Raw genomic sequence first — 11,531 nt, forward strand, 5'->3', positions numbered from 1 at the left:
GCCTCCTGCTTCCTTCAGATTCCGCCTCACGGCGGACACCTTTGCTCTTGGCTAACGGTAGGCGTTCGCCAGCCCCCGTTCGGGACTCACACCCTAGAGATGACGCCCATGCTGGGCGTACAAGCACAAAAACGCGATGGAAGATTCCGTCGCGTTTTCTGCATGAATTACTTTACCGTGCTACCGGTCAACAATCTTATTGGCTGGACCGTCAACGTTTTTTCGGCTCCACCCCGCAATTATAAGGTTCCATTGTTTCTCACACGCGAAAATAATCCGCTCAAAAAGCCCCAAGGATTACGTGGTCAAGACCCCATTTAACGGACATTTCCCAAACAATTTGGTTTGACCATCATTGCGATTATGTGTTTTGAGCGTAATTTTGGTAACATTCGTTAGGTGGAATAAAAAAAAATCACTTCTAAAAACGTCGAAGTCATCCGGTTGAGGATGTTTTCTGCAAAAAGGCAGACTTCGGCACTTTTTAGAAGTGATTTTACTTTGCCAACGGAACCCCTGACCCGTGGCGGAGGCAAATGGGAAGGACTAATATAGTCACATTATGCACTAATTAGCCCGAAATTGAATACTTTCCTGCTCTTACTGCACCTTAATTACGGTTGGTTTCGCTTTTTTCACCTTTGTCACATTAATTAAAAATTATAAAAAAGCTGTTACACCAAGAATTATTTGCTACTTTATGTTATTTTTATAGAAAAGTGGAAAATAAATTCGCAACCGATGAGTGCGTAATCCTAAATACACAATTACTTGCCTCTCAACAACAAAAATACCAGTGGAGAGTGTTTCTTCAACGTTCTCACCTTACTTACCGCTTACCGTTGCCCTACAACCTCAAATTAGCACCGGGAAAAAAGAACCGTCTACGATCATTTGGGCTCATCCTGAGCGATCACAGTAAAACAATCATTTTACATCTACTTGTATCATTTGAGAACATCGTCCAAAAAGAAAAAGGGCCTCAATTCTGTTGCAGAATCGCGGCCGACTTTAGTTCTAAAAATCCATTTCGGTTCCATGCAGCCCAACCGCCGGACCGACAGCGGATGACCGATCCCATTCGGGCTGCATGGCTCGAGTCATTGGAGCTTCAAAGCATCTCAGCTTTCCGAGCGTTGATCACCACATCGCAGCCAGCACGCCGTTTGCCACACGGGTTTAACTTCTCAACGTTCATTCGCGTTCCACTAGCTGTTTGGCATAATCCCATTCCAACTGATCGAGCTTCTTCAGCCGTCGACGGAAATAGTCACCCTTGCTGAATTCCGCCCGGACGAACGCGGACACGACCTCCTGCGCCAACCACAACCCGATAATTTTGCCACCAATGCATAGTACGTTCATATCATCGTGCTCGACGCCTTGATGGGCTGAATAGGTATCGTGACACACGCATGCGCGGATGCCAGGAATTTTGTTAGCTGCAATGGCCGCGCCGATGCCCGAACCGCATAGCATGATACCCCGATCCGCTTCGCCACTGCGCAAAGACTCGCCTACGAGTCGGGCGATGTCCGGAAAGTCGACGCGCTCGGGAGTAAAGCTCCCATGATCAATCACGGTCAGACCGATCGATTCCATATATGCGATTAATTCCGACTTCATGGCAAATCCCGAATGATCCGTTCCTAAAGCAATTCTCATTTGAAAATCCCTCCATAGGTTAAAGATAACTTAGAAGAACTCGATCTGACTCGTTTTCCGCCTTATCCGTTTTTCTCCAACACGACTAAGCCAGGATGATCAAGAAGAAATGGCAATTGCGTCCTGACTCACACTTTTAATATGTGTTCATTTGTTCATATCAGGGACATCGCCGGTTTGTCTTCCATAAAAGCGATAATCATATTTTCTCCAATCATTAGATGTTCAGCGAGAAGATTTATAGCAGAGGTACCAGCATGTAGAATAATAAGTTATTGTCCGTATTCAAATATCTTACAACAGACCACTATTAACTTTATTGGTCAGGATCGAATGAATAGCGTAGTATGAATGGGATTAAGTTCTTTTCATTTGGTTTTGACATAAAAAGCAAGAGTGGATCGGTTGATCCACTCTTGCTTAACTAAAGGTTAAAGTACTGTAAAGTCAAACGGTAATCCGGCCTTTTCATAATGCTTACGTCTTGAAGCCTTGTCACCTTCTTGAATCTCCCTGGCAATCGCAGCGACTTGCTCCGCCTTGTCGATAGGAACACATACGACGCCGTCACCGTCCGCCACGATGATGTCACCGGGATTCACCAGCACTCCACCGACGTTCACCGGTATGTTGTGCGTATCATATATGATTCGGCCCGGACGAATCCCCCTGCCTATGTAGCCGCAGTATACAGGGAGCTGCTGTTTAATAACCTCGTCGGTATCACGGGCTCCACCGTTGGTTATTACACCTCTGGCGCCTGCATTGATCCATCCGAACGTATTTTGAGAGCCACAGAAACCGACGTCCGTGCTTGTCGGGCAATCGATCACAATGACATCACCGTCTTGAATAAGCTCCTTGAATTTTTCCGGAGCATCGTTGCGGTACCAATGGGATTTGGTTGCTTTGTACTCTTCCACCGAAGAAGCATGAATCGCCTGATTGGCCGGCAAAAACCGCACCGTTAAGGCAAAGCCGTAGATCCGATGCTTGAATTGGTCAAAATCCTTCCACAGCGCCTTAATGTCGCGATTCACGCAGCCTACGTTTTGAAGCCCAACAGCATCCAGCCCGTCATTGACATCGGTTACACGCAGTCCTTCGAATAACTGCAGCAACTCTTTTCGTTTTTGAGCATCCATAGATCATCTCTCCTTTAATTTATGAAATGTGCTTATAGTACGGTGAAATCCAGAGGAATACCGGCTTTCTCATAATGCTTGCGACGAGAGGCCTTATCGCCTTCTTGAATCTCACGGGCGATCGCTGCCACGAGCTCCGCCTTCTCAATCGGAACGCAAACGACGCCGTCACCGTCAGCAACCACGATATCTCCCGGACGGACAAGCACGCCGCCCACATTGACCGGGACATTGCAGGTATCGTAATGAAGCCGGCCAGGGCGAATTCCACGTCCGGTATAGGCACAGTATACAGGGAGCTGCTGCTTAATGATTTCATCGGTATCACGGGCGCCGCCGTTGGTCACTACCCCTCTGGCTCCCCGGTTAATCCAGTTGAAGGTGTTCTCGGAGCCGGAGAAGCCGACGTCCGTATTCGTTGCTCCGTCTATGACGAGGATATCTCCGTCTTGAATTAAAGGATTAAAGGCATCCGGCGCCGTGTTTCGATACCAGTTCCCCTTGGTTTTCTTATACTCCTCTAAGGAAGCTGCATGAATGGCGGAGTTGGTCGGCAAGAACCGCACCGTTAAGGCAAATCCGTAAATCCGATGCTTGAAATTGTCGATGTCCTTCCACAGCGGACGAATATCACGGCTTAGGCAGCCGACATTTTGCAAGCCAACCGCATCCAAGCCGTCGTTGACATCGGTAACACGCAGACCTTCAAATAAACCTAATAATTCTTTCCGTTTTTGAGCATCCATGACAAGCACCTCCATAAATTTTGAATAACATGTATTTAAAGGACGGTAAAATCGAGCGGTAGGCCAGCCTTCTCGTAATGCTTCCGGCGGGATGCCTTGTCGCCTTCCTGAATTTCTCGTGCAATCGCAGCGACCTCCACCGCTTTTTCGATCGGCACGCAGAGGGCGCCATCACCATCGGCGATAATGAGATCCCCTGGACGAATAAGGACGCCGCCGACATTCACCGGGATATTGTGCGCTTCGTAGGTGATCCGGCCTGGACGAATGCCTCGGCCGATATAAGAGCAGTAGACTGGAAGCTTTTGCTTAATGATTTCATCGGTATCGCGGGCTCCGCCATTGGTCACTACGCCTCTGGCTCCCCGGTTGATCCAGCCAAAGGTATTTTCCGAGCCACAGAACCCTACATCCGTGGCGGTCGCTCCATCGATTACGATCACATCTCCGTCTTGGATCAACGGTGCGAATAAACTGGTGGCGATATTTTTATACCAGTCTTGTTTGATCTGCTTGTATTCCTCTGTGGATGCAGCATGAATCGCTTGGTTGGCCGGCTGAAACCGGGCGGTTAAGGCAAAGCCGCAGATCCGGTGGGAAAATTGCTCGATATCCTTCCACAGTGGACGAATATCACGGCTTAAGCAGCCTATATTTTGCAATCCGACGGCGTCCATTCCATCGTTGACATCCGTTACACGCAAACCATCAAAAAGCTTCAAAATTTCCAATCGTTCCTGTTGCTCCATCCGCTTTCCCTCCACACCTGATTAATTTTGGCTACAGAACGGTAAAATCAAGCGCAAGCCCTGCTTTCTCATAATGCTTTCGGCGCGACGCTTTATCATCGTTCTGAATTTCACGGGCGATGACCGCCACTTCTTCCACCTTCTCGATCGGCACACAAACGACACCGTCTCCGTCAGCGACGATCAAATCCCCGGGACGTACAAGCACTCCTCCAATGTTAACGGGGATGTTATGCCGATCGTATTGGATGCGGCCTGGCCGAATGCCACGACCGATGTAACCGCAATAAATCGGCAGCTTCTGTTTAATAATTTCATCGGTATCCCGCGCGCCTCCATTGGTTACGACGCCTCGAGCGCCTGCGTTGATCCAGGAAAAAGTGTTCTCAGAGCCGCAGAACCCGACGTCCGTGTTGGTAGCTCCATCGATCACCACGACATCGCCATCTTGAATGAAATCTGCAAACGGTCTAGGAGCAATTTCTTTATACCAATGCTTTTTCAACTGCTTATATTCCTCTACGGATGATGCGTGTATCGCTTGGTTGGCCGGGACGAACCGTGCCGTTAGCGCAAATCCGCAAATGCGGTGGCTGAAATCGTCAAAGTTTCTCCAAAGCGGTCGGATATCTCGGCTGACGATACCAACATTTTGCAGCCCGACCGCATCCATCCCATCATTCACGTCAGTAACTCTTAAGCCTTCGTACAGCTGCAGAATACGCTTGCGTTGTTCTGTTTCCACGTATAAAGCCTCCTTGAAGTTATTTATCCTTTGGCACCGCTGGACGCTATGCTCTGGATAATATATTTTTGCAGGAACAAATAAATAATGACGACAGGCAGTACAGCCATAGTAGATATAGCCAAACTGTTCCCTATGACGGCCTGCTTCATTTCGTTCTCTGCGTAAACCGCAATTCCAAGCGAAATGGTATACATATCCGGCTTCGTTAGCATCAAGAGAGGCCACATCAGTGAATTCCACTGGGACATCACGGTGAGAATGGTTAACGTCGCCATGATCGGACCTGCTAGAGGTAAATAAATTTTGTAAAAAATTTCAAACTCATTCGCTCCATCTATTTTGGCGGCCTCTCTAAGAAAGCCGGGAATTCCATCAAAATATTGCTTGCAAAGGAAAATGCCGAACGGGTAGGCTAGCGAAGGCAGGATAAGCCCCAAGTAGGTGTTGACCAGACCGAAATCTTTAAAAATCAAGAATCTAGTCAATACAATCGCTTCGTTCGGAATCATCATGGTGGATAAAATAAATAGCAGCCAGAAATGCTTATTGCGGAAAATCCCCTTCGACAATGCATACCCTGCCATGCCTCCGAGGCCCAGGTGCAGGATGCAAGCCCATACAGAGACATAGATGGTGTTGAAATAAAATCGGCCGATTTCAAGCATTTGCAACGAGCTGATGTAATTCCTTAGCCCTGTTCTGACCGGCAATAGCGTGGGAGGAAACTTCAACCCGAAATTGGCCGTTTCGTCAAAGCTTTTGAGTACCATAAACAGAAACGGATAAATGAAAACGAGGGCGATCAATCCAAGAATAATCCATGAGATCCATTCCATAGTACGCTGCTGCCTTTTATAGGAACCCGATGGCTGCATAGGGCACCTCCGTGTCATTCGGTCTCTTTGGTTTTGGAGATCCAGAGATTAAGCGTAGTCACGATGAGGATAAGAACAAAGATGACGACCGATGCGGCTGCTCCTACCCCGTACTGACCGGCAAGCATTCCGTTTTCGTAAAAATAGGCGACGACAGTTTGCAGTGATCTTAAGGGGCTTCCTGCCGCGCCACCCAAGGAGAACACATCGCTGAAGCGTTCCAACGCGGAGATCGTGCCCATGATCAGCATGAACGTAAAAATGGGTTTAGTCAGAGGAATCGTAATGCGGTACCATTTCTGGAACCTGGATGCCCCGTCGACTTCTGCCGCTTCGTACAATTCTTGCGAGATCGTTTGCAATCCGGCAATGAAAATAATGATGCTGTACCCGATGTTATGCCAGAGTCCCATAACGATGACAACCCACTTGGAGTAATTGTAATCGGTCAGCCAGCCGAGCTTTTCGATCCCGAGAAAGGACAACATATAGTTGACCGTTCCGGCCTCAGTCGGGTAAAACAACACTTTAAACACTAGGGTAACGGCTACGATCGAAGTGACATTGGGCAAAAAGTAAAGCATTTTGAACACATTTTTTCCCTTGGTCAAACTGTTAATAAGACAGGCCAGCGTAAAGGCCACCGGGATATTGATAAGGATCGTAAAAAAGCCCATGTGCACCGTATTGTACAACGCGTTCCAAAACTTGTGGTCCTTCAAAATACTGGAATAATTCAGCCAGCCTACGAAATTTTGTAAGGTACCGTTGCGTGAGTAATACATGCTGAGCATGAGCGTTTTGAATAACGGGTAGAACGTAAACAGCAGCATGGCGAGAGAGGAAGGCAGCAAGAACAAGTACCATGGGATTTCTTTTTTAAACAGCTTGACGTGAGCGGCTAGTTTCACATTCATTCTCAGCTCCTTTAACCGGATGCCAGGCAGGCTAAGCGATCTGACCTGACATCCGATTGGGGTTACACTGCTAAACGGGCTATTTGCCGGCAGCGCTCTTCAGCTTGGCGTAGCTAGCCAGCTTTTGCTGCTCTGCTTTCTCGAGCGCGGTCTTGGGGGCTACACCTTTAAGCGTGCTGCTTTCGATGGCATCAATCATGATGGTGTGTAAAGATAAAGCGTCCACCGGCGTCTTTTTCATAATTTTACTGGAAATATCAAGCGCCTTCTTTTCTTCATCTGTCATCTGTATATCGTTACCGAGCGCTTTCAACGAAGTAGGCCATCCCAGCTGTGTAGCAAATACGAACCGTTGTCCGTTGCCAAGACTGAACCATTTCGTGATCTCCCAAGCCAGCTCCGGATCGGCCGCTGCCTTCATCATTTGCACACGGTCGCCGCCAAGCCGCACATTCTCACCGTCTTTGTTGCCTGGTCGTGAGGCAGGCTCATATTTATTGCTTAAGTTAAAGGCTTCATATTTGAAAACAAAGTTAGCCCCTTGCGCAAACGTCATGGCCACGTCGTTTTCCGTTGTCCCCCACTGAACCGGTGGTGTTGCAGTTTCTGCTCCCGGAGGAGTAAACGGCTTCACTTTATTCAGCCATTCGAGCCCTTGAATCCACTCCGGCGAATCGACCTTCACGCGATTATCCCACTCGTTAGCTCCATAGGTCCCGGAATCCCCGCCTAATGCATTGACGATGGTCGCTAGCGTCCAGGTCGCATCTTTCCCGCCGGTTGGGATATACAGTCCATACGTTTGCTTGCCGGTTCGCGGATTTTTTCCGGTCATCTTCTTTGCTTTTTCGTAAATTTCATCCAGTGTCGGATTAGCAGAAATCGGTTCTACTCCGAAATCCTTAAAGATTTCCGTATCGTAGAACATGATTTCTCCCGCAGAGCTGTATGGCAGCGTATTGGCGATTTTCTTGGATTCGTCCGTTGGGAAATTCGGATTCCATTCCCTGAAATAAGTGGAAAGCAGCTTGGAGCTATGCAGGTCTGGATTATATTCCTTATCTTTGGCAATGTAAGGGCCTAAATCTACACTGTAGCCTTCCTGCCAAATTTGCGCGGTGGACGACTGGATCATCACATCTACCTGCTTCGCTTCCATCAGCGCCTTTGCCTTCGTATAGTGATCCTTATCGCCCGGGTAAACGATGATTTCGAAATCCATATTCGGGTAGTCCTTCTTGAGCCATTTTTCCAGCTCGTCAGCACCGTACACCAATTTGCCGGTAATCGGATCCGGGGCGGTTTTCGCATTTAAGCCTTTATAACCGATCCGCACCTTGCCTTTGAGCTCGGGCTTGGCTTTCACAATTCCGTTCCCGCCTTCAAGCTGCTTGACCGTCTGCTGATTCGGCGGTGCATTAACCGGCCCTGCCGGCCCTCCCCCACCGTTGCTGCAACCGGTAAATGCGCTGATCGCAGCGATAAGCAGGATGCTCCGCACCATCCCCTGTCTTAAAGCCATCGAAATTCTCCCCCTCAAACGAATTGAGTAATCGTAACCGCTTTCATAACGCAGCTGCATCCAGGTCGACCTCATACTTCTTCCCAATTGCATGCAGCTCCGCAGCTACTTTGAACGGAAGTGTAATGCCTGTTTTTCTTTTGGACTCCGTAAGACGCTGCTCAATTTCCCCCGGTACCAAAATTTCGTCAATGCCCTCAGCTCTCGGCTCCGCTTTGATTTCTGCGATATACTGATCCATCCGGGATTTGAATTGTTCCAGCGAAATAAACCGGCTGATGTCGATGGCGATGAAGATATGACCTACATTTTGAGCATCCACCCAGTTTTCGTACATGTTGTTCACATACTTGCCGAACCCGGCTCCCGTCAAGACTCCGCTAAGAATATCGATAAACATGGAGATTCCATACCCCTTTGCACCACCTAGAGGCAGCACCGAGCCTTCCAGAGCGGCTTCCGCATCGGTCGTCGGATTCCCTCCCTTGTCAACCGCCCATCCAAGAGGAATTCGTTCCCCTTTCTGTGCAGCTACGATAATTTTGCCACGGGATACAACACTAGTAGCCATATCTAAAATGAACGGGACATCTCCGGTAGGCACGCCCACCGCCAGCGGATTCGTTCCTAAGAACGGTCTCACCCCACCGGTTGGCGGCATAGTCTGTGAGGCATTGGACATCACCATCAGAGCGAAGCCTTGTTGAATTGCCTTTAATGCGTAGTAAGCGCAGGTACCAAAATGATTAGAGTTTTTGACACCGACGATTCCCGCGCCCAGATCACGGGCAATGTCCAGAGAGGTCCTAAGCGCATGGTTTCCGGCTACAGCCCCATATTGATTGTTTCCGTCCACGAGTGCGGTGGCTCCAAATCGTGAAACCACCTCCACATTAGCAAGCGGATTCACCATACCCTTTTCGAGCCGTTCCAAATAAATTTGCGTTCGTACCACCCCATGGGAATCCACGCCTCGCAAGTCTGCTTGAACGAGAGATTCCGCTACCATTACGGCAGCCTCATGCGGAACACCGGCACGCTCGAAGACATGACGGCAAAATAATTCCAGCCTCGATGCATCAAAGATTGTCGGTACGTTCAACGAACTCACATCCTTTTGATTTCAGCGTCTCATCGATCCACTTGCGATCAATGGTTCCATCTTCAATCGTTTGGAATATGGCCGTCTCCTTGGCTTGTTGAAGTTTAGCCAGTGCGAGAATCCGTTCGGCGTCTCCGGCAGGCACGGCAATAAGCCCGTCATCGTCCCCGACGATAATATCGCCTGGATTCACGACCATACCTCCAATTGATACGGGAACGTTAATTTCCCCAGGTCCGTCTTTATAAGGTCCCCGGTGTGTTACCCCTCTAGCATATACGGGGAATGCACCTGCCTTGATCGCCTCCGTGTCGCGAATGGCTCCGTCGATGACAAATCCGGCAATGCCTTTCTTGATCGCTATTCGGACCATAATTTCACCGATGATGGCGTTCGTCAGATCCCCTCCGGCATCGACCACGATCACATCGCCGGGCTCTGCCATCTCAATAGCCTTATGCGCCATCAGGTTATCGCCCGGCCTTGATCGCACAGTTAAAGCGGTTCCGACTAATTTTCCTTCGCGATGATATGGTCGAAGCAGAGCGGAAAATGCATCCATGCGATTCATATTGTCACTGATATGAGGAGTTACGATGCTCTCAAATTGGTTCACAACATGCTTTGGCGGTCTTTGGTTTAACGGAAATACTCGAAATCCCCAGTTTGTCATTACTGCACCTCCATTGATTTTGTGCCGCAGGAGCGGCGGATGATAATGTCAGGTACAAGCGTAACGGTTTTGGGTCTTGGTTGCCTTGACGCGCGGATTAAGCGAATCAGCCCTTCTGCAGCCAGCCGACCCATCTCATAAGCAGGCTGATTGATCGTTGTGAGTGGAGGAGATAAGTGGCGCGACCATGGCGTCTCGTCATATCCAATAATCGCAATATCTTCAGGCATCCGTAATCCCAATTCCTGGATGCCCTCAATGATTTCCAGTGTCATCATGTTATTCGTTGAAAAGATAGCCTCCGGTCGAGTGTCACCTGAGCACAATTTAAGCACGGCCTTTTTTGAAGAACCTTCTTCCTCGTCGACTTCTACAACGTTCTGCAGCTCCGGTGGAATTCCACCTTCGAGCATGGCTTCCCGATATCCCTGGATACGCCCGGACCAGCTGCTGACTCCTTTGGAGGAATAGACGAAGGCTGTAATCTTTGTTTTGCCCAGCTTTAGAAAATGCTGCGTCGCTAGCTTCCCACCATGCACATTGTTCGTTACAACGTAATTGGCTTTAATACGATTCAGCTTGCGGTTGATCAGAATAAGTGGAAATCCGCTTTTAGTCAATGTCTCAAAAAAGGGGTTATTATGAACCGTCGGGTTCACGATAATGCCGTCCACCTGCCTCATTTGCAGCCCCTTGATATGCTCTCGCTCAAGAGCAGAGTCTTCGTTGGTGTTGCAAATCATGAGCTGATAATTCATGGCGCGGCAGGTATCCTCAACCCCTTCGAGTACTTTGGTCCAAAACGAGTTTTTCAAATTGGAGAGTACAATGGCTATTACATTGGTTTTCATGGACTTTAATCCTTGGGCCAATGCATTTGGACGGTAGTCCAGCTCACGAATGGCATCAAGTACCTTCTGCTTGGTTTCTTCCTTCGATTGCTTGAAGTTTCCGTTCAAGATGCGGGAAACTGTTGTCTTAGATACTCCCGCAAGTTTTGCAACATCATTGATCGTTACGTGCATGATCGTCAACTCCAAGGACAAAGTTCAGGAAACCCATTTAGGAAACCCATTTGGTAAACCAGTTTAGGAAATCGGTTCCCAACACCTTGGTACATCATATTGTAAGCGTATTCGTATTATTCTCTGGAATAAAAAAAAGGACAAGCTCAGCTTGTCCCCAGATTGTAGAGAAACCCACTTTTTAAAAGCTGGGTTTCTCTTTTTTGCTCAATAACACATATTTTGCAGGACTAGAGGGGGCATTAACCCTCCAATGCCCTCCTTTCTAAGTGGAGGGCGATCTTCTTCATATTCTGAACCGCTGCGGTCATGAGCGCTTGCTCTGTCGCATTTCTCAGCCCGCGTAAACGGCAATAGCGAAACC

General features: G+C 48.5%; 12 protein-coding genes. 1 reads left to right on the forward strand and 11 read right to left on the reverse strand.

Annotated elements, in window-relative coordinates; genetic code table 11:
- A partial coding sequence (locus tag FPZ49_RS34175; RefSeq protein ID WP_222430010.1) for a hypothetical protein occupies window positions 1–321 on the forward strand: 321 nt, incomplete at its 5' end.
- A gap of 873 nt (window positions 322–1,194) precedes the next feature.
- On the opposite strand, the gene rpiB is transcribed toward FPZ49_RS34175, so the two are convergent.
- The 11 genes from rpiB to FPZ49_RS34230 all read right to left on the reverse strand — a co-directional run bounded on the left by rpiB (window position 1,195) and on the right by FPZ49_RS34230 (window position 11,167).
- Window positions 1,195–1,665, reverse strand: coding sequence for a ribose 5-phosphate isomerase B (gene rpiB, locus FPZ49_RS34180; protein WP_144855092.1), 471 nt, complete (start codon window positions 1,663–1,665; stop codon window positions 1,195–1,197).
- Window positions 1,666–2,096: 431 nt separating this feature from the next.
- Window positions 2,097–2,810, reverse strand: coding sequence for an RraA family protein (locus FPZ49_RS34185; protein ID WP_144855094.1), 714 nt, complete (start codon window positions 2,808–2,810; stop codon window positions 2,097–2,099).
- A 32-nt stretch (window positions 2,811–2,842) separates the two neighbouring features.
- A complete protein-coding gene (locus FPZ49_RS34190; protein ID WP_186446275.1) occupies window positions 2,843–3,556 on the reverse strand; it encodes an RraA family protein in 714 nt (237 codons plus the stop codon).
- Between the two features lie 35 nt (window positions 3,557–3,591).
- Window positions 3,592–4,305, reverse strand: a complete 714-nt coding sequence (locus FPZ49_RS34195) for an RraA family protein (RefSeq protein WP_144855098.1) — start codon at window positions 4,303–4,305, stop codon at window positions 3,592–3,594.
- 31 nt (window positions 4,306–4,336) lie between these two features.
- Window positions 4,337–5,050, reverse strand: coding sequence for an RraA family protein (locus tag FPZ49_RS34200; protein WP_222430011.1), 714 nt, complete (start codon window positions 5,048–5,050; stop codon window positions 4,337–4,339).
- Between the two features lie 23 nt (window positions 5,051–5,073).
- Window positions 5,074–5,928: a carbohydrate ABC transporter permease gene (locus FPZ49_RS34205; protein WP_186446276.1), complete on the reverse strand. Its 855-nt coding sequence runs from the start codon at window positions 5,926–5,928 to the stop codon at window positions 5,074–5,076.
- A gap of 14 nt (window positions 5,929–5,942) precedes the next feature.
- A complete protein-coding gene (locus tag FPZ49_RS34210) occupies window positions 5,943–6,845 on the reverse strand; it encodes a carbohydrate ABC transporter permease (RefSeq protein WP_144855102.1) in 903 nt (300 codons plus the stop codon).
- A 79-nt stretch (window positions 6,846–6,924) separates the two neighbouring features.
- Window positions 6,925–8,367 (reverse strand): hypothetical protein, encoded by a 1,443-nt coding sequence (locus FPZ49_RS34215; RefSeq protein ID WP_144855104.1) that lies wholly within the window; start codon window positions 8,365–8,367, stop codon window positions 6,925–6,927.
- 43 nt (window positions 8,368–8,410) lie between these two features.
- On the reverse strand, window positions 8,411–9,478 hold the full coding sequence (locus FPZ49_RS34220) for an Ldh family oxidoreductase (RefSeq protein ID WP_391563907.1): 1,068 nt from the start codon (window positions 9,476–9,478) through the stop codon (window positions 8,411–8,413).
- Window positions 9,447–10,142 carry an RraA family protein gene (locus tag FPZ49_RS34225; protein ID WP_144855108.1) on the reverse strand — a complete coding sequence of 232 codons (696 nt, stop codon included), beginning with the start codon at window positions 10,140–10,142 and terminating at the stop codon, window positions 9,447–9,449. Before FPZ49_RS34225 ends, FPZ49_RS34220 begins: the two co-directional genes overlap by 32 nt.
- Window positions 10,142–11,167, reverse strand: a complete 1,026-nt coding sequence (locus FPZ49_RS34230) for a LacI family DNA-binding transcriptional regulator (RefSeq protein ID WP_144855110.1) — start codon at window positions 11,165–11,167, stop codon at window positions 10,142–10,144. The genes FPZ49_RS34225 and FPZ49_RS34230 overlap by 1 nt, the downstream gene beginning before the upstream one ends.
- Window positions 11,168–11,531 lie beyond the last annotated feature (364 nt).

The organism is Paenibacillus cremeus, assembly GCF_007786445.1.
GTDB lineage: Bacteria > Bacillota > Bacilli > Paenibacillales > NBRC-103111 > Paenibacillus_G > Paenibacillus_G cremeus.

Excerpts from the sequence above, each read along its gene's own strand:
- rpiB (WP_144855092.1), bottom strand. The coding sequence starts at position 1,665 with ATGAGAATTGCTTTAGGAACGGATCATTCGGGATTTGCCATGAAGTCG.
- FPZ49_RS34185 (WP_144855094.1), bottom strand. The coding sequence starts at position 2,810 with ATGGATGCTCAAAAACGAAAAGAGTTGCTGCAGTTATTCGAAGGACTG.
- FPZ49_RS34190 (WP_186446275.1), bottom strand. The coding sequence starts at position 3,556 with ATGGATGCTCAAAAACGGAAAGAATTATTAGGTTTATTTGAAGGTCTG.
- FPZ49_RS34195 (WP_144855098.1), bottom strand. The coding sequence starts at position 4,305 with ATGGAGCAACAGGAACGATTGGAAATTTTGAAGCTTTTTGATGGTTTG.
- FPZ49_RS34205 (WP_186446276.1), bottom strand. The coding sequence starts at position 5,928 with ATGCAGCCATCGGGTTCCTATAAAAGGCAGCAGCGTACTATGGAATGG.
- FPZ49_RS34210 (WP_144855102.1), bottom strand. The coding sequence starts at position 6,845 with ATGAATGTGAAACTAGCCGCTCACGTCAAGCTGTTTAAAAAAGAAATC.
- FPZ49_RS34215 (WP_144855104.1), bottom strand. The coding sequence starts at position 8,367 with ATGGCTTTAAGACAGGGGATGGTGCGGAGCATCCTGCTTATCGCTGCG.
- FPZ49_RS34225 (WP_144855108.1), bottom strand. The coding sequence starts at position 10,142 with ATGACAAACTGGGGATTTCGAGTATTTCCGTTAAACCAAAGACCGCCA.
- FPZ49_RS34230 (WP_144855110.1), bottom strand. The coding sequence starts at position 11,167 with ATGCACGTAACGATCAATGATGTTGCAAAACTTGCGGGAGTATCTAAG.